Source organism: Glutamicibacter bergerei, from assembly GCF_054495185.1.
In genome coordinates, this window is sequence record NZ_CM137131.1 from 323311 (window position 1) to 345899 (window position 22589).

Below are 22589 nucleotides of genomic sequence, written 5' to 3' on the forward strand. Positions count from 1 at the left end.
TATGCTGGACAAATGCCCCAGACAATAGCCACCCGCCACTTCGCCTCGCGCATCATGCGCCTGCAGTTTGTGGTCCTTGGCGTGCTCATTGTGCTGGTCACCGCGGCGACGCTGGTTAATAGCTACAATCAGGTTTTTGACCGGGCCGAAGATACCTCGCTGGGTATCGCCCGTTCGGTCGCCTCACTGCCACAGGTCATCGAGGAAGTGTCGGTATATTCCGCGCAAGACAAGCTTGCGCTAGAAAAACTGCGTCACGGACCATTGCAACAGTTGGCCGAATCGGTGCGCACCGGTGGGCAGGCCGCCTTTGTGGTGATCACCGAGGACCGCGGACTGCGCTTGAGCCACCCAAACCCGGCCGAGATCGGCCAACTGGTCTCCACCGATCCGGTGGCGCTGACCGGCGTTGAAAGTGTGGCCCGGGAACACGGAACGTTGGGCGAATCGGTGCGCGCCAAGGTGCCGATCCGCACCGCAAATGGCGAGGTGATCGGCGAGGTATCTGTCGGTGTAGCCACCGAATCGTTGACCGGTGCGTTGGCGGCGTCCTTTGGCTGGATTGTGCTCTTCGCCTTGCTGGCTGCCCTGTTGGCAACCTTGGCAGGGCGATTCACCGTGCGTACGCTCAAACGCCAAACCCTAGGTCTGGAACCAGCCGAAATCGCCCAGTTGGTCCGCGACCAGCAGGCGGTGCTCTACGGCGTTAGCGAGGGCGTGATTGGTTTGAGCCCCGATGGCATCATCACCGTGCGCAATAAGGCCGCCCGCCAGCTTCTGGGACTTCCGCACCGTACCGAACTGGCAGATATTATCGGCCGGCACTACGAGTCGGCGGGACTGGATTCGCGGTTGGTGAAAGCGATTAAAGAGCATGAACGTGCCCCGATCAGGCTGGAAGCCAACTCGAATGCCATCGTTGCGCGCGTCTCCGATGTGGTGCGTGACGGGGTGGAGCTGGGCCAGGTAATTTTGCTCCACGACGTGAGTACCGTCGAGGCGCTGGGCACCAAACTTGATGCGGTCCAGGATATGGCCGATGCCTTGCGCGCCCAACGCCACGAATTTGCCAACCGGATGCACGCGGTGCTCGGTCTGATTACGCTAGGCAAAACGGATCAAGCCGAAGAATACCTGCGTGAAGTTATGGATTCGGGGCCGATAATTGCCCCGGTTCCCGGATTGGAACTAGTCCAGGACGCTTACCTGTCGGCATTTCTCTCGGCTAAGGGGGTACGCGCCCACGAGCTGGGCATCGAGTTGCGCGTCTCGCCACAATCAATGCTTTTTGAACAGGTCGCCTCGGCCTCCGACGCGCAAGATGTTACCGCGGTGCTTGGGAATCTCTTGGATAATGCCTTCACCGCCAGCCTGTGTGGGAGCAACGACCCGTGGGTTGAGGTGGATCTGCTTTCCGAGGGAAGCACCTTGCATCTCGCGGTGGCCGACTCGGGCGCCGGGATAGCGACCGATGACGATATTTTCTCTCCCGGAGTGAGTACCGGATCTTCGCTAGGTGGAGGTCATGGATCCGGCGTGGGGTTACCCTTGATCCGCCGGCTGGCGCGCTCGCGCAGTGGTGAGGTCTGGATTGCCGATGCCGGAGGCGAACATGGTGGCGCGGTGATTGCCGCGAGGCTACCGGCGGTTTTGGCCGAACCGAAGAACTAGCAATCACGATAAGGGGAGCAGCAATGATGCAGAGCACCGCCGCGGGAGATTACCGGGTATTGATAGTAGACGACGACTTTCGGGTTGGTCAGTTGCATGCCGACATGGTTAATGAAATTCCCGGATTCCAGGCTCTGGACCCGGTGCAGGACCCTCGGACGGTTCCGCAGCTGGTCGCCAGCTTGCAACCGGACCTTGTGCTGCTGGACCTTTATCTGCCGCATGTCAGTGGCGTGGAATTGCTGCGCGAGCTGCACGTGGACGCGATCATGATCTCCGCAGCCACCGAGCCGAAAAATGTGGCGGCGGCCTTGCAAGCCGGGGCGCTGGCTTTCATTATCAAACCGTTTGGTGCCAAAACCCTGGCGGCCAAACTTAAGGGCTGGGCCCGGTACCGCCGACAGCTGGCGGCAGCCACCGATTTTGATCAGCAAGGCGTGGATCGGCTATATCGCACCGTGCAGGGTGCGGAGGATACCGCGGCCACGACCAGCACCGCTCCCACCGAACAAGCGGTCTTAGCCTGTGTACGCCAGTCGCGTGAACCGATGAATGTGGCAGAGGTTGCCGAGGCTGTAGGTGTTGCAAGGGCGACGGCCCAACGCTATCTCGCCGCTCTGGTAGCCAGCGAATCCCTTGACCTGCAGCTGGGATACGGCACGAGAGGCCGCCCGGAACACCGGTACCTCGCGAGGTAACCAGCAAACCGAGCCACCCCGAACCTGCGTTGCCCACGCGTCCTCCGCGCGGTTCCAGATTTTTTGCCTGGCATGCTGGTACTGCGGTAGCGTCGGTAGCAAGCTCATCTCAGGAGGACAAATGAGACAGCTGCACGCTAAATATTCGGTGGGATTTTTTATCGCCTTTCTGATTTCAATGAGCCTCGCGTGGAATTCGCGCATCGCTGACCCCTGGGGTTTGTACCTGGTCTTGTTGAGCGTGGCCGGATTTGTGATCTCCGTAGTGAATTTGGCAATCCGCACGGCCCGTGAGGAATCAAAAGCTAGCTAGGTTTAAGCCCCGATTCTTAGTGCAGAGTTTAGTTTGCAGTTCATAAGACTGCCATCAAGTGGAAAACTTGAGACGAAATACTGGCGAGCATGACACAAATATCTCGACGAAATCTGCTCACCGGTGCACTCGGAGTCGGGGCTCTGAGCCTGGTGACCCCGGCCGGCACTGCGCTGGCAGCTAACAGCCCACGGCTGGTGCGTTCCAGACTCGGGTTAACCAGCGGTTTTTCCATGGGAGATGTCTCCACCAATAACGCGGTGTTTTGGGCGCGTACTACCGGGGAGGGCCGCTTACGCGCACAGCTGCGCGCCATCGATCAGGCAGGTCAGGTCATTCGCGGACGGGGTTCCTTTGCACGAACCCTGCGCGGAGCCCAAGCCAGCGCACAAACCGACTACACCGCCAAAATCGCCGCCTCCAATCTTCCTGCAGGCACCCGCTTCGCGGTGAGTATCGGCTTCGAAGATGAAAATGGCACGTTGGGGGAGACGACTAGCGGATCCTTTGTCACCGCCGCTTCAGGTACCGGCCGACGCAATCACGAAGCTTCGATGTCGCAGAGCTTCGTCTGGTCTGGCGATACCGTGGGACAAGGCTGGGGAATCAACGAAGAAATCGGTGGCATGCGTGCCTATGCCGCGATGCATGCCACCAAACCGGATTTCTTCGTACACAGCGGTGACACCATTTACGCCGATGGTCCAATCTCCGCCGAGGTAGTGGAATCTGACGGCCAAATTTGGCGCAACCTGGTCACCGAGGAAGTCTCCAAGGTTGCCGAAACCTTAGCGGAGTTCCGTGGCCGGCATCGCTACAACCTCATGGACGCCAACGTGCGTGCCATGTACTCCGAAGTGCCAGTGATTGCCCAGTGGGATGACCACGAAACCCACAACAACTGGTGGGCCGGGGAAACTATCGAAGATGAACGTTACACGGTGCGAGATATCAATACCTTGGCCGTCAGGGGGCGCCGCGCCTGGCAGGAATACCAGCCAATTGCCGACCCTCGTGCCATGCGAGGAGGAACCGGTTTTGAACCCACACGAATTTACCGCAAGATTTCTCGCGGCCCAGCACTAGACCTCTTCGCATTGGATATGCGGAGCCACAAATCGGAGAACACCGACGGGTTGGAAAGCCACGAGACGGCGATCCTCGGCGAAGAACAACTGCAGTGGTTGCTCGATGGGCTGCACAAGTCGAAAGCCACGTGGAAGGTCATTCTCAACGATCTGCCGCTGGGAATTATCGTTCCCGACGGTAAAGCTCAGGAATCCATTGCCAACGCCGACCACGGTGCACCGTTGGGCCGTGAGTTGGAACTGGCTCGATTGCTGAAAGCCATCAAGGACCGTGGCGTGAAAAACGTGGTCTTCTTAACCGCGGATGTGCATTACTGCGCCGCTCACCACTACTCACCGGAACGCGCCGCCTTCAGTGATTTTAACGAGTTCTGGGAGTTTGTAGCAGGTCCGGTCAACGCAGGATCCTTTGGTCCCAATAAGATGGATGGCACCTTCGGAGCTCAGGTGGAATTCGCGCTCGCCGGGACCAGTAACCAATCACCGCGTGATGGTAAAGGACAGTTCTTCGGACACGTTGACCTCGACGAATCTCAAAGGTTTACAGTTTCGCTGCGTAACGGCCTCGGCGAAAGTGTCTACAGTAAAACCCTAGAGCCGGTGCGCTAACCGCACGGCTAGTGCAAACAGCATAAAAGTAGCGGCGCAGATCCCAAAGATCTGCGCCGCTACTTTTACTTGAGAGACTTAGCGTCCGGTGCCGCCGTACACGGTGGCTTCCACATCGGTATCGAGATTGAATGCGGTGTGGATGGCTCGAACCGCATCATTGAGCTTGTCGGCGTCGGTGACCACGGAGATGCGAATCTCCGAGGTGGAGATCATGTCCACGTTGATCCCGGCCTGGTGCAGGGCTTCGAAGAAGGTGAATGAGACGCCCGGGTTCGAACGCATGCCGGCGCCAATCAGTGAAAGCTTACCGACCTCGTCGTTATGCTCAATGTCTTCAAATCCAATTTCACCGCGTGCGGTTTCCAGCGCAGCGAGAACGCGCTTGGTCTCGGTCATTGGCAAGGTGAAGGAGATGTCGGTGGCACCCGAGCCCTTGGTCGAGATGTTCTGTACGATCATGTCGATATTGGCTTGCGCGGCCGCGATAACCCCGAAAATCTGTGCTGCCTTACCCGGAATATCCGGTACACCGATGATGGTGACCTTTGCTTCGGAATGGTCGTGGGCAACACCGGAGATGATTGGCTGTTCCAAGGGTTCTCCCTCTTGAATCTTGATCTTGTCGTTGGGGTCCGGGAGCACCCAGGTGCCCTCGTTAGTGCTGAATGAGGAACGCACATGCAGTGGCACACCAAAGCGGCGAGCATACTCCACACAGCGTAGGTGCAGGATCTTGGAGCCACTGGCTGCCATCTCCAACATTTCCTCGCTTGAAATCGTGTCGATCTTCTTTGCTGCGTGAACCACTCGTGGGTCGGCGGTGTAGATGCCGTCCACATCGGTGTAGATTTCGCAGACATCGGCACCCAGCGCAGCGGCAAGTGCCACCGCGGTGGTGTCCGAACCACCACGGCCCATGGTGGTGATGTTCTTTGATTCCTTGCTCATGCCTTGGAAGCCGGCGACGATGGCAATGAAACCGCGGTCGATGGCACGGCGGATGCGCTGCGGCGAAACTTCCATGATGCGCGCCATGCCGTGAGTCGAGTCAGTGATTAGGCCGGCCTGTGAGCCGGTGAAGGATACTGCGCTTTCGCCGAATTGGTCGATGGCCATGGCGAGCAAGGACATGGAAATGCGCTCGCCTGCCGAGAGGAGCATATCCATCTCGCGAGCCGGGGCGTCATCGGTGAGTTGCGCGGCGAGGTCAAGGAGTTCGTCGGTGGAATCTCCCATGGCCGAGACAACAACAACAACCTCATGACCCTGCGCCTTGGTGTCAATAATTCGGCGCGCGACACGTTTGATGCCTTCGGCATCGGATACGGACGAACCGCCAAATTTTTGAACTATTAGGCCCATGGGCGCACACTCCAACTGATGAAAGTTGTTGATGCGCATCGTGTTGTGAGAACAGATGCGACATATCTACCACTAATAATTGTGGCAGTACCAAGGGTGCATCACCTAGTTGTGACGGTAACCATTGGTCATATTGCCTAATATCTGCCACTTTGAATGCCTAGAACGGCCGGTCAACTGCGTATCGTAGCTAATATTTGTCGCCAAAATGACTTCCAGCCCTCCAGATCCTGAGGGTTGGCAAGCTTTGCGTGATCAGCGCTTACGCTTGCCTTGTTACCCTTCATGGTGATGTTCACGCTCACGCGGCTACCATCGCTAAATTGTGCCTTCCAATAGCGCCACTTCTCGGAGCCATTGACCGTGGGTTCTGCCGTAAGTTGGGCGCCGTTAAATTCACTGAACTCTGCGACCGTATTGACCCAGCTTTGTAAAGCACCCTCAAGATCCATGTTCAGCGTAGTAGAAACCGAGCCTTTAAAACTTCCATCGCTTGCTTGGCCGGGAACTCGACGGCCGATGTGCTGTTCATAAGCTATGGCTACCGATTGCGCCCACCAGCCCGGGTTTTCAAGGCCTGCGGGCATGAGCTGGTAAATCATTGAAGCAAGCGGTTTATGCGACAGATCTTTAGCGCCGGCAGAATCTAACTGCTCCATCCACTGCTCCCACGGCTTGCTAGTGGCCTTGGTGATCGCCTCGATGTTGCTGCTCTTAATCGCCATAAAATGAGTGTAGCCACACTCCAATAAAAAGGAGTGTGGCTACCACGTGGATCTTCTTACAGTTCCCGTAGATCCGCGTTGAGTCGTTCAAGTAGACCGGTGAGATGGGTCAGATCTGTATCGGACCACTTGGTGATCCGTTCGCGTAAATCATCACGCCAGTTCTGTAACCAGCCATGCCAGCGCTCCTTGGCAAGCTCGGTGGGCAAGAGGTTGAATACTCTTCGGTCGGTCTCGTCTACTTCCCGCTTGACTAGCTCAAGCTCTTCGAGCCGGGTCACCAGCCGGGAGAGCGTGGCCTTATCGGTCATGAGATGTTCGCAAATATCTGACTGGGTGGTGTTTCCCAATTTGAGGATCATCCCCAGCACCGGAACCGCCGCAGGGGGTAGCTTTTCGTCGAGTTTGGCTGCCATGGTGCGGCGGGACTTTGCGGTCACCGAAAGCAGAGTGAAAAGTTCCTGTTCGGCTGCCTCGAATAGCTGGCTACGATGAGTCCAAGACTGAGTTTCTTTCACGGTTTCCACAGTTTCCACAGCGACTAGGCGTCGGATTCCGTGATGGAAGCAGTCTCTGACTCTTCAGCCAAACGTTCGGTATTGGTTTTCTCGTTCAAGTGCTGATTAGGCAACAGGATCACTGCGACCAGGGTAATCAGCGCCAGTGGTGCGGCGAAGGCGAACAAGGAAGCAACACCGTCACCGTAGATTGATTCGAGGATCGAGCGCACTGGTTCTGGCAGGGTGGAAATGGTCGGCAAGGAACCGGAGCTCAACGATGCGCCAACCGCGGCGGCCTTATCGCCCAGTGAGGCAATGGCAGACGATAGTTCGCTCTGACGGTCGGCAATCATATTTGGAATGGTGACCGCAAGCAGTGCACCTAGTCCTGCGGTACCTGCGGTGCCGCCGAGGGTACGGAAGAAGTTCACCGAAGAAGATGCAACGCCCAGAATCTTAGGTTCCACGGCATTCTGCACGACAAGCACCATGTTCTGCATAACCAAACCAACGCCAGCGCCGAGAATGAACATGTACAAGCCCACCTGCCAGAAGGGGGTGTCATAGTGAATGGTTCCCAGTAGGTACAATCCGACAATCTGAAGTGCAGCTCCGGAGACGACAAGAGCTTTCCACTTGCCGTAGCGCGAGATTAGCGCACCGGCGATGGTGGAGATGACAAGCAAGCCGGCCATCATTGGGAATGTCATCAAGCCCGCCTGTGTGGCGCTGGCGCCACGGGCCATGATCATGTACTGGCTGAGGAATACCGTCGTACCGAACATTGAGATGCCCACGGCAAGCGAGGCAATCACTGCGAAGGTGAAGGTGCGGTTCTTGAATAGCTGAAGGGAGATCAGTGGTTCTGCGACCTTGAGTTCGACGAACACAAAGATTGCTAGCAAGATGACCGAGCCGACCAACATGAGATAGCTGGTGCTTGAGTTCCAATCGAATTCGCTACCACCCATGGACAACCAGATCAGCAACAGTGCCACGCCGGAGGAAAGAAGCATGATGCCCAAGTAGTCGATCTGCACCTTGCGCTTAGCGATGGCAGGAAGATTCAGCGTGCGTTGGATCAAGATAATGGCGACGACGGCAAAGGGAAGTGCTACGAAGAAGTTCCAGCGCCAATTGATGGTATCGGTGACGAAACCACCGATGAGCGGGCCACCTACGGTACCCAGTGCCATGACAGCGCCGAAGAGGCCCATGTACTTACCGCGTTCGCGTGGTGAAAGGATGTCGGCCATGACAATCTGGCTCAATGCGCCCATGCCACCGCCTGCGAGGCCCTGAATTACGCGCATGGAGATCAGGAATTCGGTGTTCTGCGCGAAGCCGGCTGCGGCCGAGGCGAGAACGAATAGTCCAAGGGAGATCTGCAACAGGAGTTTACGGTTGCCCAAGTCGGCGAGCTTACCCCAGATGGGGGTTGATATGGTGGTGGCGAGCAAGGTCGCGGTGACCACCCAGGTGTAGGCGGTCTGGCTACCATTCAGGTCCGAGACAATGACCGGAAGGGAGCTGGACACCACGGTGCCTGCAAGAATTGAAACGAACATGCCCATGAGCAAACCGGTCAGTGATTGAATAATCTGCCGGTGGCTCATCTTGGGTTTTGCGACCGGCGCTACTGCGGTCATGGCGACTCCAAAGGTCTAAAAATAAGGTTGATTGATATCAACTATATGACGATGGTTGACCATTATCAACCAATGTGGTTGAGTGCACATTCGTCAGACAAGTCAGCCCGGCTCAACACAAGGTTGGCCGGGCTGTAGCGAAGAAAAATCTTGCTGTTGATCTTAACCGCGCGAAGAACTCGGCGCAATGGTATTGCGGCGCCCTTCGAAGGCGCGTGCCAAGGTGACCTCATCGGCGTACTCCAGATCGCCACCCACCGGCAGCCCCGAGGCCAAACGGGTGATTTTGATGCCCAAAGGGCTCAGCTGACGAACCAGATAGATTGCAGTTGCCTCACCCTCTAAATTTGGGTCCGTAGCCAAGATCAGTTCGGTGATGGAACTGTCTCCTAAACGCGCAACTAGCTCACGAATGTGTAACTGTTCCGGGCCGATTCCAGCGATTGGGTTAATTGACCCGCCAAGCACGTGGTACTTGCCGTTAAAAGCCCGAGTACGTTCAATGGCCAGCACATCCTTGGATTCCTCCACAATGCAGATTTGGCTGGTATCGCGGCGTTCGTCGCGGCAGATCCCACAGGTTTCCTGCTCGGAAATGTTGAAACAGATTTCGCAGAAGCGAACCTTCTCCTTGGCCTGTTGGATGGAAGCGGCAAGGCGCGTCATATCCTCGGCGTCGGCATCAAGAATGTGAAAAGCGATGCGCTGCGCCGATTTAGGACCGATGCCGGGTAGCCGACCGAGCTCGTCGATCAGTTCCTGAACAGCACCTTCGTACACCTAATGCCCACTTTCCTGAGGGTTCAAACGTTTATTAATCACCGTGTTACACACTAGTGTCTCACTCCGACAAGATGCCGGTTAGAGCCCGCGCTTCATTTCAACGACATTGCCATTCACATCACGTTGTTCAATGACCAAACCGCCGAGCAAACGTTCCACCGCGGGCACTCCGATCAGCGCGGAATCCTCGACCTCGATATCATCCTCGCTGGGCGAGAAATCTTCGGGTTCCGCTGGCGCTGCACGGGCCACGCGATCCGGTGCACCCCAACCATTATCCGAACTGGTCTGCTGAGTGCTCGGTGCGTTGTCCTTCGACTGGCTCATGAGCTGCTGATAACGGCTCAACCTAGCGCCAGCTACCGGGGCTGGGGCTTCGGGCTGTTCATCCGATTCGCTTGGGGCACCCCAAGCTGGTGCAGATTCGGTCACCGGTTGGACCGCTGGCTTAGATGGCGTCGCAACTGTGGCTGCTACTGCAGGGGCCACCGGTGTCGCGGCTACCGGCTGTGGCTCAGGCTCACGGATCACCTTGGACTCGAAAGTATCGGTGGTGCTGCCTGGATGCAACGGGGTCTCCGAGACCGGACGAGAAATCGCCGGGCTCGGCACCTCGGACTGGCGTGCGCTTAATCCGGCGGTCAACCGAGGGCGAGGTGCCACCGGCGGACCGTCGAAGGAGCGTGATTCGGTAGCTCGCGGAGCATGGATTACCGGTTCCACCACGGCAGGCGATAACGAAGATGGTTCGCTTACCTGCGGCGCGGTGGTTGGCTCGGGCCGTGGTGAAGCCACGGAAACCGGTGCCGAGGTAGGACCGCTTGTCGCATATCCGTCATCGGGATAGGGCGGCTCATCCATGTATGGTTCATCCAGCGGTGGCGGGACGTCATCATAGTTGCTGACGTACCCGCTGTCCTTAGCCGGAGCCGGCTTGTTTATAGGTGCTGTTGAACGCGCTGACTCCGGACGGGAAACCGCGGGTTGAGCTGCTGAAGGAGGTGTTTGTGGGCGTGCAGGAGCGTTGGGCGTAACCCCAGCGTTCGGAGCCTGTACGTTGTTGGCTACTGCTGGGGCGGACGCCGGTGTTGGCCGGCGTTCACCTTTTGGGGAACCACCACCGGCGGTTGCCGACCCACCCTCGGTCAGTACGACCTCAATTTGTTGACCTGCCACCTGACAAAGGACGCCCACCAAGATTTGCATCATGTCTGGGCGATTACGCAGATTGACGATGGGGCCGGTATTGCTGAAGGCAAGGGTCAACGTGCGACCATCAAATCCTGCCACCGAACCATAATTGGCAACCATCGAGTGAAGTACTCGTGAGCTTGACTGCAACTGCTCCAAGATGGCGGGCCACGCCTGTTGGAACTTCTGCACCGGGGTTGAGGCATTTGGCGCCTGTTGCTGAGGTGCGGCCTGCTGCTGCTGCTGCTGCTGCTGCTGAGCTTGCGCTCGTTGCTGCGCTTCAGCTTGTTCGCGGGCAGCTTTTTCCTGCGCGTCGCGCTGCTCGGCGGCGGCACGTTGCTCAGCCTGCTCACGGGCGGCTTTTTCCTGCGCTTCGCGCTGCTCAGCCTGCTCACGGGCAGCCTGTTCCTCAGCCTGCCGGAGCTCCTCGGGGCGTTGCTGGTTAGCGGCTGGAGCTGATGCTTCTTGTTGTTGCAACGGTTCGCGCTGAACTTGTGGCTGAGCCTGCGCCGGCGGTGTCTGTTGCTGAGTCGGCTGCTGACGGTTCTCAGCTGTACGGCGTGCAAACTCGGCCATGGCTGGGTTTTGCTTCACATCATCGATGGAAACCCCCGTACCGAAGGAGAGATCTTCACCGGCTGCCGGGTCTGGAATCAGACTAAACGGGGCCACGCCTTCTGGGCGTGCCTCAGGAACGCTCGGACCAGGCTGGACCGGAGTGGTGACCGGGTGCAGATCTTCCTTAGGGCCCCACGTGGCACCCCAATCGGCGGCTTCCCCGGTATTCAACGAGCGAGCCGCATCTGGATCTAACGGAGCGTTAATATCTGGCTCGCCCTGCGCGGCCGGAGTCTGCGGTTGTGAGGCCGTGGACTGCTCGGGCGACTGTTCCAGTGACTGTTCTTGGGGTGCAACAGGTTGCGGAGCCTGCGATTCGGGCTGTGTCTGAACTTCTTGCTGCGTTTGCTGCTGCACGTTGGCAGCATGCTGTGCTGGTGCCGCTTGCTGAGGCGCAGGGGACTGCTCAGAGACAGCAGCTGTTTCTACCCCGCCGTTACGACCCTTGGCTGCTGCGAGAGCTTCACGAACAGCAGCCGCACCCTGACGAGCAGCCGCCGGAGACGGAGTCGCTGATGAAGACTGAACTGGCATCTCGCCTTCAGGCAGCTCGGGAAGCGCGCCGCCGGAGATCGCGTGGCGTTCGAGTCGGTCGAGCCGGGCAGCAAAGGCGCTTGCCGAATTTTCGGCACCCGGGAGCATCAAGCGTGCCGCCAGTAGCTCCAGGTGCAACCGAGGCGAAGTTGCCCCGTTCATCTCGCTCAGGGCCTGATTTGTTACGTCGGCCCAACGACTCAGCTCACCGGCGCCGACAAGCGAGGCTTGTAAATGCAACGACTCCAACTGGTCGGCAGGAGTGCCACGTAAGATTTTCTCCAGACCTTCGGGCATCGCTTTGGCAATGATCAGGTCTCGCATGCGTTCAAGCAGGTCTTCAACGAAACGGCGTGGATCCAAACCGGTCTGGATGATGCGGTCAATGGCTCCAAAGAGGGAAGCACCATTGCTTTCATGCAGGGAGAGAATCACCTCATCGAGCAGGGTCGAATGGGTGTAGCCGAGTAAAGCAATCGCAGTCTCGTAGTCCACTCCACCTTCGCGGGCACCGGCCATAAGTTGGTCTAGAACCGAGAGAGTGTCGCGTACCGAACCGCCGCCGGCACGGATTACCAGGGGCAATACACTGTCGGCGACCACCACATTTTCGCGCTCGCAGAGCACCTTGAGATAGTCCAAAAGGGCCTCGGGAGGCACTAAACGGAACGGGTAATGATGGGTGCGTGAACGGATAGTGCCAATGACCTTTTCAGGTTCCGTAGTCGCAAAAATGAACTTGATATGTGCTGGCGGCTCTTCAACGATTTTCAGCAGGGCGTTAAAGCCCGCCGAAGTGACCATATGGGCCTCATCAATAATAAAAATCTTGTAGCGGTCGCGGGTAGGCGCGAAAGTAGCGCGTTCGCGCAGATCACGTGCGTCTTCCACACCGCCGTGGCTGGCCGCGTCAATTTCAATCACATCGAGAGAACCTGGGCCACCATTAGCCAGCTCCACACAACTTGGACACGTGCCACATGGGGTTGGCGTAGGGCCCTGTTCGCAGTTCAGGCAGCGCGCCAGAATTCGAGCGCTCGTGGTTTTGCCGCAACCGCGTGGTCCGGAAAAGAGATAGGCGTGGTTGACACGGTTCTTTTCCAAAGCCGTCATCAGTGGGGCCGTGACATGTTCCTGCCCGATAACCTCGGCAAAAGTGTCTGGACGGTATCTGCGATAAAGCGCTGTACTCACACCGGTACCCTATCGGTTGCGCGATGCCGGAGGCATCAACTGGTCGACAATAAATTCTGGTTCTACAACCCAAGGCTCGCGAGGCAAGTCATCAGGGTTGAAGGAGTCCAAAGCGGCCTGCAAAGACGTTCCGGGCAAGCCCAACGACTCTAACAAGTAGGCGCGGATCTGGGCACCATTTACCCCTTTTTCGGAGAGGTCTTCGAGCGTTACGGCACCATCGCGTTTAGCGAGCCTTTGGCCTTGGGAATTCAATGCTAGAGGAACATGGGCGTAGGTCGGAATTGGCATTCCGAGTAGCTGAGCCAGATACGCCTGGCGTGGGGCGGAAGACAAAAGGTCATCTCCGCGCACGACTTGGTCGATGCCGTAGGCACCGTCATCAACTACCACCGCAAGGTTGTAGGCAGGGGACCCGTCGTTGCGTAGCAACACAAAATCGTCAACGACTCCGGTGTACTGGCCAAAAATTACATCGTGAACAGTGAACTGAGCGACCGCCGCACGCAGACGCAGTGCTGCTGGACGTTCCTTGGCTTTTTCGGCTCGTTCTTCGGGGCTCAGATTTCGGCAAGTACCAGGATAGGCGCCCGGGGCAGCATGCGGTGCGCTGGCAGCTTCGGAAATATCTTTACGTGTGCAAAAGCACTCGAAGAGTAGGTCTTTGTCCCGAAGCGATTGAATCGCATCGAGGTAGACGGGTAGACGCTCGCTTTGACGTACCAGCGGTGAATCGAATTCGAGGCCGATAGCGGCAAGCTCGGAAAGCTGTTGTTCTTCGGCTCCGGAGCGCACACGGTCTAGGTCTTCAACGCGCAATAAGCATTGGCGATCGGTGGACTTGGCGAAAAGCCAAGCAAGAATAGCCGTGCGTAAGTTGCCCAAGTGGAGTTGCCCAGTCGGGCTTGGGGCGAAACGACCAACGCCCACGCGAACTCCATTCGGCTTGCTAGAAAAATAAAAGACCCCTCATGCACCTGCCAGAGCCCATCTACCCTTGCTACCTTCCGGTCCTGGGGGAGTTCAACAGGATGACACCACACGAGGGGTCATAGAAGATACTACCCGAGAGTTGGGGGTGGATAAAAATCGGCAGGCGTGCGCTTGCTCTCAACCCGGGGAAGAGATTGATGAGGTCAGCTCACACGACTTCCGCGTCCGGCGGGTCATACCAGCCAAGTACTCTCCGTATTCGAGCAGGCAACTCAGACGCCGGGAGCATCGGAGTCTGGTTCCGCTCAAAGTCGAAGTTCTGCACACTGGTGACACTGCCAGGAAGTTCCACCTGCAAGATTCCGTTCGGTGAGCGCCAATTAACCGATCCGTCGGGCATATATGTGGACTGCCAACCGAGCGCGTGTTTAAACATTTGATGACGTTTGCACAATAACTGTGAATTAGTTCGGTTCGTATGTCCGCCTTTGGCCCAGTCATCAACATGATCGATTTCGCTGGATTCAGGTAGTCGGTTGCATCCGGGGAACCTGCAGTGGTTATCGCGTTCTCGCAATAAATCTTTGAGTGCCTTGGACGGTCGATATCTACGCCTACCCACGTCAATTACCGCACCCGACCACGGGTCGGTGAGTACTGCCATCAGCGAGGGAGCGTCTTTCGCTACGCGCAAGGCGGCTCCGATGCCAATCGGTCCGTATCCTTCAAGATCCGCCAGCGTCCTAGATGGATCTGCGAGCATCTGCAGGGCTGGAATGGTCAACGATACGCGAGCCTTAAGTGGTGTGCCCTCGCTGGCTGGCCAGCCGTCCAAGATGGCATCGCGAAGGATATCTGCACGGCGTTGTTGTTCGTTACGCAGATCCTCTGGATCATCGTGGTTGCGGGCATGCCAGTTGACCGTGTTGAGGATCGCCAGTGCATCCTCTGCGGGAATGCGTAGTTGGAGCACCGCCATCCCGTCCGCTTCCGGCCACCAGATGACCGAACGGGTTTCGCGGCCCCTGTCATGACGCTCATCCACTGGTTCTGGCAAGAAACGTTCGCGCATCTTACGCGCACGGTCTTTCACCGAGCGATCCGAACCGGTGCGAGCAATGGGAAGCAGTACCTGTTGCAGTTGCTGGACATTATCAGGTTCGAGGTCTTGAGACTGAGCGACGATTTCGGTGGCACTTTTGGTAGTGATGGTGCCTTGGCTCAGCTCGTTGAGAGTCTCTTTACAGAGATAACGTAATCCCTCAGCGGTGAAAAGTCTGTTTTGGGTAATGCGATCACTTTGACGCAAGGCACCGGCGGCTTCGGCAATAAATGAGGCTCGCACCAACGGTTCCGACTGCGGGTCTACACCAAAGCGTTCTGCGGCTTGGGTTTGAAGCGGGTCCTCGATCAGAAATTCTTGAGTACCTGTTTGCGCCGCCTGCTTGGTTGCCAATTCGTAGGTGTCGGCTAGTAGCACAGCCTCTGCAGCGTCAAGCATGCTGCGCGCTTGGCCAAGGAGCTTTAACTGGTTTAGTCCGCCGTCAGGTTCGATGGCTCTGCCCGATTGATGGAGTTCCTTGGTGATGGCTGCCAGTTGCGCGAAGATCGTATCCTGCTCAATATTGGCAGCCCACATGCCGTCGGTACCTGGATCTGTTCTGGTGCCCGGCGGACTGATATGGAGACGATGCGCATCATCGTCGTTATGAAATACCTCTCGTTTGTTCATGTTTTAAGTGTCTAATGGGTGCCAGGGTTGAAGTCGGAAGCTTTTACCAGATGTGGATAAAGGCCAAAATCCCCTAAAGTTAGGCAATTTTATGTATCGGATAACCGCATAATGATTGCTGAAGTTCTCGATTCGTGATTGTGGCGATATTTAGATATGCTGGTACCTGCTCCATGGAGCAAACTGAGGAGGATTCGCCTAGCGGCCTATGGCGCACGCCTGGAACGCGTGTTGGGTTAACGCCCTCAGGGGTTCAAATCCCCTATCCTCCGCCGATGAAAACCCCCGAGAAATCGGGGGTTTTCGTGTTTAAGCTCGATTCCAGGGGTAGCATCCCTAAGTATGAGGTGCTCGCGCGAGACGATGGGTCGTTTCGCCGTAGGTTTGGAGGATTTTTATGAGTTGCAGGTTCGCAGAACTCGCCATTGATTGTAAAAATCCGGTCCTCATTGCCCGGTTTTGGGCTGAAGCACTCGACTTCTCGGTGCTCTCCGAGGAAGCTGGCTTAGTGACTATTGGGCCTGCTGAAAAAGCATCGCTAGGTCCACACCCTGTGTTGACCTTCGCGCAGGTTCCAGAAGAAAAGTCAGCGAAGAACCGGCTACATATAGATGTTCGCCCGATTGCCTGCACGCAAGATGAAGAAGTTGAGCGGCTACTATCGCTGGGCGCAACGTACCCTGAAGCTGATGCGAGAGATGTTTCATGGGTTATCCTTCTTGACCCTGAAGGCAACGAATTTTGCGTCCTCAGATCGCAGGAGCTGTAGTGCCAGCTCTCGGTCAACCTGCCTAGGCCGTCCGGTAGCATGGTTTCTCACGTGGATAGTGAGGGCTATCACTAATTGGGGGTGTGGCTGGCTTGGTTGGGGAAAATCGTAAGGCAGTCGTCATTGAGCACGAATTTGAGACCCGAGCAGTCTTGTCTCGAATGCTCAAACACGTGGGATTTGTTGTTCAAGAAGCCTCAACAGGCGAGGAAGGCGTCGATCTAGCCACGCGGAGTAATCCAGAAGTAATTGTGGTGGGGTATGGCCTTCGAGATATTGACGGGCACGAAACTCTGCGGAGGATCTCTGCACGAGTTAATGCGCTGCTACTAGCGGTGCTTGAAACAAATGATGAGTTTGAAGTGGTTCACGCCTATGACTCCGGTGCTGACGGCGTAGTTGCGAAGCCGATAAAAAAGCGAGAATTTAGGGCGCGTGTAGATTCCTTCGTCCGGCGGCAAGATAACATCAATAATTTGCTCGCCTTGCGCGAGCGGCGTGCGGACCAGATCCTTCGCCATCGAAACCTTGCGCTCAACGTTGTGACCTGGCAGGTGACGATTGACGACGTGCCGGTTAAACTGACTGCTACTGAATTTTCGCTGTTGCGCGCGCTGTTGGTGTATCCCGGGCATGTGCGAAGCAAGAAGGAGCTCGCTCGCATTCTGGGTGATGAAGATGAACTGGACGCAGTGGACTTATATGTGTCACCGGCAGCCGTGCGCAGCATTGAAGTGCATATTGCAAATCTCAGGCGCAAACTAGGCGATTCAGCGCGCGAAGAACGGTGGATCGAGACGGTACGCGGTGTGGGGTACCGAATGATTGGGCCTCACGAAACCGAGTAATACTGGCTGGATAATTCTTGAGCTGATCTTGAGCTGTAGATGGCGTCAACTTGAGACTCATCGAGCACAATGTTGTCCATGGCTTTGGGCCAGACGGGCGAAGTGCTGAATCAGGTTAGGACTTGGGGGACTAATCGACTGTCGAGCGGACGGTTTTCTATATGGTTACCCGTTTAAGTGAGTGAAGGCTTCGAAATAGTAGCGCAATACTATTTCGAAGCCTTCATACGTCAGCGGAGATCGGTGACTAGACAGATGCCGTGGGGCTGCTCAATTCTGGGTAGTGAATAGCCGCGGTTTGTGGGTGAGCACGCAACCAACCCTTGAGCACATTGGCACCATAAGAGGCGAGCATCGGGTTCTGTGGATCATCGGAGATTCCACGCGCTTGCGCTGCAAGGGCTGCCGGTAGCTGCACCTTGTCGATCACCGCATCTAAACGTGGGGAATAGAAGAACGGTACGGAGTAACGGTCCACGCCGGCTGGCGGAGCGATCACCCGGTGAATGGTTGCCATCAGGTATCCATCGGTGGCTACTTCGAGCATTTCGCCGAGGTTGACCACTAAAGCGCCGGGGGTAGGTGGCACCGCAATCCACTCTTCTTGGCCGTATGGCTGCACCTGAAGGCCACCAACTTGGTCTTGTAATAGGAGGGTTACAAAACCGTAGTCAGCGTGTAGACCTACGCCCTGGTTGCCGGACTCCGGAACCACGTCGCCTGAGACATAATGTACTAGTTTGCCCATCCAAGAAGGAGTCTTGGCAAAGGGTTCGTCAAAATGATCTTCGGGAAGCCCCATACCAACGGCAAGCGCAGAGAGTAGTTCGTGGCCGGTCTGATTCATCAGTTCCGCCCACTGCATGGCTCGTTCCTCGAGCTGTGGGAAATCTTCTGGGAACTGGTTCGGCCCCTGTAGATTCAAGAATGGCTTGTCGCTCGGCACCTCGGAGAGAGTCTCACGTGCTGGACCGTAATCAATCTGTTCGCGGGCGTCTGCGCGACCCCGGGTGATCTCGGTGCCCATGCGGGTGTAACCGCGGAATTGGGCACTGTTCCGGTTGTCGAGTTTGATTTTCTCTTCGACTGGTTTTTTGAAGAACTCGGCAATGGTGTCTAAGAGTTCCTGATCCTGGTTTTCATGGGAGCCGTAACCCACGATCTGAAAGAAACCTACGCGATGCGCAGCATCGCGTAGCGCTGCTACGAAGGCTTCATTAAAGCTTCCATCGACGTTACGTGCGGTAGAGATATCGAGGACTGGGATCTCGGTGACTACGTTGTTCATACATCTAGCGTGCACCCAAAAACACAATTGTTACTAGCGTCCGTTACGCCGAGTTCCGCCAAGTTTCACCCATCGTAACAATCCTTGCTTTTTGCTTAACAAAGTCCCATCATTAGCGATTGCAATTCGCTAAACGGTTTTCTCGGTAGTGGGTGGGATCTGGCCCGTCATCTCTTCGCATGTCGGTTTCAGAGTGGAAGAATGTGAGTTCTGTGGAGGGCAAAGTGTTTTTGCTGGCAGTTGTACATATGCTTAGAGAGTGATTTTTCGAGCCGTGGGCGATTCGCGTCCGTACCCAGCGCATGAGTTATCCACCTCTCGGCAGTGGAGTGAGATCCCTCCACAGCAGGTGAAGCTCGACGAGCTGGTGACCACCAAAACAGTGCTTGATTTATCGGCACTGCTTTCCGAGGACTCAACCTTCTACGGAGATCTGTTCCCGCACGTGGTGCGCTGGCAGGGCACCTTGTATTTGGAAGATGGGTTGCACAGAGCCTTACGTTCTGCGTTGCACCATCGAGCAATAATCCATGCAAGGGTGTTGGATCTTGAAGGCTAACGGGTAGGCTTCGACTCAAGATAGCCTCACGTCGCAGGCCGAAGGGTGCGCAGGGAAGGTGGGTTTATGACCGAGCCGAAGGATCGTCGCGATCCAAGTAGCTGGCATGGGCAACACATCGTCAGTGAAGCAGAGCTCGCCTTTCAATCCGATGGGCAGGCCAAAAAGCGTCGCCGTAGTCGACAGAACGTGGTTTTTACGGTCATGGCCGCGCTGGTCGTGGTCGCTTTTGTGGTTTCAGTGCTGATCTTCACCGGCAACTGGCCCTGGAATAAAGACCAAACACCACAGGCAGCAAGCGATGCTCCGGCCAATATCGAAAATCCGGTATGCCCTGATGTGAACTTTAAAGTACAAGACCCGGGGACAGTGATGGTCCGCGTACTGAATACCACCGGCGAGTCAGGATTAGCAGGGTCAACGGCCGAAAGGCTTAAAGAGCGCGGCTTCACTATCACCTCGGTCACCGAATCTGCCAGTGACTATGCCGAAGAGGTGGGTGCGGTGATTGCCGGTCCCAAAGGTTATGCGCAAGCGCTGAGCATTCAACGGCAGGTCCCCGGGGCAGTGTTCGTCTTTGACAAGGACCGCCGCGATGACCGCATAGATTTAGAGGTCGGCGCAAAGTTCGAAGGGCTGGAAAAGGAACGCAAGTTGAATGACGCTCCCGGAAAGCTTCGCTGCGCCGAATCAAAATAGCGGCAGCGAAGCACCGGTGAAATCTAGCCGGCGGTTTCGGCGTGGACCTGAGCCAGCGCGTTGGTGAAAGCCTCGGCTGGCTGTGCTCCGGAGATGCCGTATTTGCCGTCAATAACAAAGAATGGCACTCCACTGATGCCCAACTGACGAGCCTGCTCGATATCTGCATTGACTTCTTCGGCATATTTCTGCGAATTCAGCGTCTCTGCGGTGGCGGCCTCATCGAGTCCCACCTCTGTAGCGAGCTTGGCAAGAACTTGGCGGTCCCCGGTATCCAGACCGCGCTCGAAATGTGCCGAAAGTAGAGTCTCTTTCATCTCGCTGCCTTTGGACTCGGTCTTGGCCTGCTCAAGTACGCGCAGCGCGGTGAACGAGTTAGCCGGACGCAACTGATCAAATCTGTAGTTGAGTCCTTCGCCGGCGGCCTGCTCGGTGACATGTTCCAACATGCCCTTCACCTGCTCCGGATCCATACCCTTGACCTGGGAAAGATACTGCACCTCATCACCGTCATAGTGTTCGGGCAGGCTTGGATCCAGCTGGTATGCATGCCAATAAACATCCACGTTGTCGGAGAACTCAAATTCTTCGACGCCCTTTTCAAAGCGGCGCTTTCCAATGAAGCACCAAGGGCAGGCAATATCAGACCAGATGTCCACACGGACTCGTTTTTCGCTCATGTAAGTTTCAACTACTTGGAGTCCTGCAACATTCCCGATAACCAGGTGGCAAGATAGAAGCAAAAGAAGTTCGGTGCAGTCAGGAGGAAAATGGCCAAGTCGTTGAGCTATAAAGGGATATTCTTTGCTGGTGGGATCACTATGATGGCTGGTTTTGTCGACGGCGTGGGATTCTTGCACTTCTCCGGATATTTCCTCTCCTTTATGTCGGGTAACTCAACACGTTCCTCCGCCGCGCTAGCAACTGGTGACGTAAGTGGTTGGTTGCTAGCTATGAGTTTTGTGGCCAGCTTCGTTCTTGGGGTGGTCCTTGCGACGCTGATTTCTGCCAAAGCCTCACGCTTCAGGCGACCCCGGGTGATGTATCTATCGGGGGCTCTCTTATTGGTAGCAGCGATTTTAGGATCTTCGGGAGAAACGGTGACGGCTTGTCTGCTGGCAGCGGCTATGGGGGCAGTCAACGTTAGCTATACCCGTTCTGGGGAAGTGTCGTTGGGGTTGACCTATATGACCGGGACGCTGGTGAAGCTTGGTCAGCATCTGGCCGGAGCCTTATCTGGGGCAAATCGAACTCTGTGGGTTCCATACGCGATCCTTTGGGCCATGATTACCCTCGGTTCGGTATGTGGTGCATTTGCCTATTTGCAGTTTGGGCTAGCGGCATTGTGGTTGGTGGCTCTGGGCATGCTCGGTTGGGCGAGCCTTGGGTTAATACGTGAACGCCGTCTGATTAGCGGCACACGCTAAGCACAAAAAATCCGCCAAGTCATAGACTTGGCGGATTTTTTTGGTTATAGACGGTTTAGCTTATTTGCTTGAGGCAAGCTCATCTTGCGGTGTACGCACGAGGAATTTATAGGCCAGACCAAGCAAGACTAGCCAACCGGCACCGGCGTAAAGTGCGACGCGAGTCTCCGCACTCAAAGCCAGCAGTACGACCACAAAGGCCATAAATACCAACGCAATCCAAGCACTGATGGTGCCGCCGGGAACCGTGAATTCACGTTCGAGAGCAACGCTCTTTTTGTCCTCACGGCGCATCGCCAAGTAGGAGGTGAGAATCATGATCCACACCCAAACCGTCGCGAAGGTGGCGATCGAGGCGATGATCATGAACAGCGATTCTGGCAGCAGGGCGTTGAGAACTACGCCGACCAGCAACACCAAGGACATGATGACTACCGTCATCCACGGCACTCCATGGCGGGAGATTTTTGCGAAGGAAGCCGGAGCATGGCCTTCTCGTGACATCGCAAACATCATGCGTCCGGCACCAAAGGTATCGGCATTGATCGCAGACACTGCGGCAGTAATAACCACTGCATTTAATATGTGTGCAGCAGCAGGCAGGCCCAGTGCATCAAAGATCTGCACGAATGGTGAGGCTGATCCATCGATCTGACGCCAGTCGAAGAGCATCATGACTACGGCAAGCGATGCTACGTAGAACAGCAGGATGCGCCAGGGCACGGTGTTGATCGCAGCTGGTACAGACTTCGCTGGATCTTCGGCTTCACCGGCGGTGATCCCGATGGTCTCGATGCCACCGAAGGCGAACATCACTACAGCGAACGACAGTAGTAGCCCCATGAATCCATTAGGAAATAGTGTGCCGGCGCTCATTAAGGTTGCAAAACCAGTAGCTGTTTCCGAACCCGGTGCGGTGAAACCGAAGACGATTAATGCTGCGCCACCGATGATCATCGCAACGATTGCGGTGACTTTGATGACTGCCAACCAGAACTCGGTTTCGCCAAAGACCTTAACCTTCATCAAGTTGATGACCGCGATCAGTAGCACCACGGCAAGAACCCAGATCCACTGTGAGACCTGCGGGAACCAGAAACGCATGTAAATACCGAAAGCGGTCACGTCGGCAATGGCAACGATCGCCATCTCGAAGGTGAAGGTCCAGCCGGTGACAAACCCGGCGAAGCGGCCTAGATAGCGCGACGCGTAGTGTGCAAAAGAACCAGAAACCGGATGTTTCACCGCCATCTCGCCCATGGCGCGCATGACGATAAATACCGCCGCGCCACCAATCATGTAGGCGAAGAGTACTGCCGGTCCGGCGGCCTGGATGGCAGCGGAGGAACCGTAGAACAATCCGGTACCAATGGCAGAGCCAAGTGCCATGAAGCGG

20 protein-coding genes, 1 tRNA gene and 1 other RNA gene are annotated in these 22589 nt (G+C 56.3%); 10 read left to right on the top strand and 12 right to left on the bottom strand.

Annotated elements, in window-relative coordinates; genetic code table 11:
• Positions 1-12 precede the first annotated feature (12 nt).
• The 4 genes from ACX5K5_RS01530 to ACX5K5_RS01545 all read left to right on the top strand — a co-directional run bounded on the left by ACX5K5_RS01530 (position 13) and on the right by ACX5K5_RS01545 (position 4379).
• Complete coding sequence (locus ACX5K5_RS01530) at positions 13-1671, top strand: ATP-binding protein (protein WP_188686172.1); 1659 nt, start codon at positions 13-15, stop codon at positions 1669-1671.
• A gap of 23 nt (positions 1672-1694) precedes the next feature.
• Entirely contained in the window at positions 1695-2369 is a 675-nt protein-coding gene (locus tag ACX5K5_RS01535; RefSeq protein WP_229677143.1) for a response regulator, read from the top strand.
• A gap of 121 nt (positions 2370-2490) precedes the next feature.
• Positions 2491-2682 (top strand): hypothetical protein, encoded by a 192-nt coding sequence (locus tag ACX5K5_RS01540; RefSeq protein ID WP_346059677.1) that lies wholly within the window; start codon positions 2491-2493, stop codon positions 2680-2682.
• Between the two features lie 89 nt (positions 2683-2771).
• Positions 2772-4379: an alkaline phosphatase D family protein gene (locus ACX5K5_RS01545; protein ID WP_188686169.1), complete on the top strand. Its 1608-nt coding sequence runs from the start codon at positions 2772-2774 to the stop codon at positions 4377-4379.
• A 78-nt stretch (positions 4380-4457) separates the two neighbouring features.
• Here the strand turns inward: ACX5K5_RS01545 and ACX5K5_RS01550 are convergent, their stop codons facing one another.
• The 9 genes from ACX5K5_RS01550 to ACX5K5_RS01590 all read right to left on the bottom strand — a co-directional run bounded on the left by ACX5K5_RS01550 (position 4458) and on the right by ACX5K5_RS01590 (position 15603).
• Positions 4458-5744, bottom strand: a complete 1287-nt coding sequence (locus ACX5K5_RS01550) for an aspartate kinase (RefSeq protein WP_096254052.1) — start codon at positions 5742-5744, stop codon at positions 4458-4460.
• A 173-nt stretch (positions 5745-5917) separates the two neighbouring features.
• On the bottom strand, positions 5918-6469 hold the full coding sequence (locus ACX5K5_RS01555; RefSeq protein WP_096254054.1) for a hypothetical protein: 552 nt from the start codon (positions 6467-6469) through the stop codon (positions 5918-5920).
• A 56-nt stretch (positions 6470-6525) separates the two neighbouring features.
• Positions 6526-6987 carry a MarR family winged helix-turn-helix transcriptional regulator gene (locus ACX5K5_RS01560; RefSeq protein ID WP_141392840.1) on the bottom strand — a complete coding sequence of 154 codons (462 nt, stop codon included), beginning with the start codon at positions 6985-6987 and terminating at the stop codon, positions 6526-6528.
• A 23-nt stretch (positions 6988-7010) separates the two neighbouring features.
• A complete protein-coding gene (locus ACX5K5_RS01565) occupies positions 7011-8618 on the bottom strand; it encodes a DHA2 family efflux MFS transporter permease subunit (RefSeq protein ID WP_240520431.1) in 1608 nt (535 codons plus the stop codon).
• Between the two features lie 162 nt (positions 8619-8780).
• Entirely contained in the window at positions 8781-9398 is a 618-nt protein-coding gene (recR, locus tag ACX5K5_RS01570; RefSeq protein WP_096254057.1) for a recombination mediator RecR, read from the bottom strand.
• An 81-nt stretch (positions 9399-9479) separates the two neighbouring features.
• On the bottom strand, positions 9480-12938 hold the full coding sequence (locus ACX5K5_RS01575; protein WP_459174908.1) for a DNA polymerase III subunit gamma and tau: 3459 nt from the start codon (positions 12936-12938) through the stop codon (positions 9480-9482).
• 9 nt (positions 12939-12947) lie between these two features.
• Positions 12948-13868 carry a tRNA glutamyl-Q(34) synthetase GluQRS gene (gene gluQRS / locus ACX5K5_RS01580; RefSeq protein ID WP_096254060.1) on the bottom strand — a complete coding sequence of 307 codons (921 nt, stop codon included), beginning with the start codon at positions 13866-13868 and terminating at the stop codon, positions 12948-12950.
• 27 nt (positions 13869-13895) lie between these two features.
• Positions 13896-13992: signal recognition particle sRNA small type (gene ffs / locus ACX5K5_RS01585), an RNA gene on the bottom strand.
• Between the two features lie 87 nt (positions 13993-14079).
• On the bottom strand, positions 14080-15603 hold the full coding sequence (locus tag ACX5K5_RS01590) for an HNH endonuclease signature motif containing protein (protein ID WP_459174909.1): 1524 nt from the start codon (positions 15601-15603) through the stop codon (positions 14080-14082).
• A 187-nt stretch (positions 15604-15790) separates the two neighbouring features.
• On the opposite strand from ACX5K5_RS01590, the gene ACX5K5_RS01595 reads away from it, so the two are divergent.
• The 3 genes from ACX5K5_RS01595 to ACX5K5_RS01605 all read left to right on the top strand — a co-directional run bounded on the left by ACX5K5_RS01595 (position 15791) and on the right by ACX5K5_RS01605 (position 17220).
• Positions 15791-15875: transfer RNA gene (locus ACX5K5_RS01595), tRNA-Ser, on the top strand.
• Positions 15876-16000: 125 nt separating this feature from the next.
• Positions 16001-16372, top strand: coding sequence for a VOC family protein (locus tag ACX5K5_RS01600; protein WP_188687277.1), 372 nt, complete (start codon positions 16001-16003; stop codon positions 16370-16372).
• Positions 16373-16455: 83 nt separating this feature from the next.
• Positions 16456-17220, top strand: a complete 765-nt coding sequence (locus ACX5K5_RS01605; RefSeq protein ID WP_188687276.1) for a response regulator transcription factor — start codon at positions 16456-16458, stop codon at positions 17218-17220.
• A 247-nt stretch (positions 17221-17467) separates the two neighbouring features.
• On the opposite strand, the gene ACX5K5_RS01610 is transcribed toward ACX5K5_RS01605, so the two are convergent.
• Positions 17468-18508 carry an isopenicillin N synthase family dioxygenase gene (locus ACX5K5_RS01610; protein WP_096254066.1) on the bottom strand — a complete coding sequence of 347 codons (1041 nt, stop codon included), beginning with the start codon at positions 18506-18508 and terminating at the stop codon, positions 17468-17470.
• A gap of 259 nt (positions 18509-18767) precedes the next feature.
• Here ACX5K5_RS01610 and ACX5K5_RS01615 point away from each other — a divergent pair, with 259 nt between their 5' ends.
• Entirely contained in the window at positions 18768-19067 is a 300-nt protein-coding gene (locus ACX5K5_RS01615) for a type II toxin-antitoxin system VapB family antitoxin (RefSeq protein WP_096254069.1), read from the top strand.
• Between the two features lie 66 nt (positions 19068-19133).
• Positions 19134-19766 carry a LytR C-terminal domain-containing protein gene (locus ACX5K5_RS01620; protein ID WP_443443582.1) on the top strand — a complete coding sequence of 211 codons (633 nt, stop codon included), beginning with the start codon at positions 19134-19136 and terminating at the stop codon, positions 19764-19766.
• 23 nt (positions 19767-19789) lie between these two features.
• Here ACX5K5_RS01620 and ACX5K5_RS01625 read toward each other — a convergent pair whose 3' ends face one another.
• Complete coding sequence (locus tag ACX5K5_RS01625) at positions 19790-20446, bottom strand: DsbA family oxidoreductase (protein ID WP_442346947.1); 657 nt, start codon at positions 20444-20446, stop codon at positions 19790-19792.
• A 90-nt stretch (positions 20447-20536) separates the two neighbouring features.
• Between ACX5K5_RS01625 and ACX5K5_RS01630 the strand changes: the two genes are divergently transcribed.
• Positions 20537-21193: a YoaK family protein gene (locus ACX5K5_RS01630; RefSeq protein WP_442346946.1), complete on the top strand. Its 657-nt coding sequence runs from the start codon at positions 20537-20539 to the stop codon at positions 21191-21193.
• A 60-nt stretch (positions 21194-21253) separates the two neighbouring features.
• Here ACX5K5_RS01630 and ACX5K5_RS01635 read toward each other — a convergent pair whose 3' ends face one another.
• Positions 21254-22582 (bottom strand): amino acid permease, encoded by a 1329-nt coding sequence (locus tag ACX5K5_RS01635; protein WP_443458598.1) that lies wholly within the window; start codon positions 22580-22582, stop codon positions 21254-21256.
• Positions 22583-22589: the final 7 nt, after the last annotated feature.

What these genes read in the sequence shown, in the direction of transcription:
- ACX5K5_RS01630 (WP_442346946.1), top strand. Translation starts at nt 20,537, where the DNA reads ATGGCCAAGTCGTTGAGCTATAAAGGGATATTCTTTGCTGGTGGGATC.
- ACX5K5_RS01540 (WP_346059677.1), top strand. Translation starts at nt 2,491, where the DNA reads ATGAGACAGCTGCACGCTAAATATTCGGTGGGATTTTTTATCGCCTTT.
- ACX5K5_RS01635 (WP_443458598.1), bottom strand. Translation starts at nt 22,582, where the DNA reads ATGGCACTTGGCTCTGCCATTGGTACCGGATTGTTCTACGGTTCCTCC.
- ACX5K5_RS01555 (WP_096254054.1), bottom strand. Translation starts at nt 6,469, where the DNA reads ATGGCGATTAAGAGCAGCAACATCGAGGCGATCACCAAGGCCACTAGC.
- ACX5K5_RS01565 (WP_240520431.1), bottom strand. Translation starts at nt 8,618, where the DNA reads ATGACCGCAGTAGCGCCGGTCGCAAAACCCAAGATGAGCCACCGGCAG.
- ACX5K5_RS01600 (WP_188687277.1), top strand. Translation starts at nt 16,001, where the DNA reads ATGAGTTGCAGGTTCGCAGAACTCGCCATTGATTGTAAAAATCCGGTC.
- ACX5K5_RS01620 (WP_443443582.1), top strand. Translation starts at nt 19,134, where the DNA reads ATGACCGAGCCGAAGGATCGTCGCGATCCAAGTAGCTGGCATGGGCAA.
- ACX5K5_RS01590 (WP_459174909.1), bottom strand. Translation starts at nt 15,603, where the DNA reads ATGAACAAACGAGAGGTATTTCATAACGACGATGATGCGCATCGTCTC.
- ACX5K5_RS01610 (WP_096254066.1), bottom strand. Translation starts at nt 18,508, where the DNA reads ATGAACAACGTAGTCACCGAGATCCCAGTCCTCGATATCTCTACCGCA.
- ACX5K5_RS01545 (WP_188686169.1), top strand. Translation starts at nt 2,772, where the DNA reads ATGACACAAATATCTCGACGAAATCTGCTCACCGGTGCACTCGGAGTC.
- ACX5K5_RS01535 (WP_229677143.1), top strand. Translation starts at nt 1,695, where the DNA reads ATGATGCAGAGCACCGCCGCGGGAGATTACCGGGTATTGATAGTAGAC.
- ACX5K5_RS01550 (WP_096254052.1), bottom strand. Translation starts at nt 5,744, where the DNA reads ATGGGCCTAATAGTTCAAAAATTTGGCGGTTCGTCCGTATCCGATGCC.
- ACX5K5_RS01530 (WP_188686172.1), top strand. Translation starts at nt 13, where the DNA reads ATGCCCCAGACAATAGCCACCCGCCACTTCGCCTCGCGCATCATGCGC.
- ACX5K5_RS01625 (WP_442346947.1), bottom strand. Translation starts at nt 20,446, where the DNA reads ATGAGCGAAAAACGAGTCCGTGTGGACATCTGGTCTGATATTGCCTGC.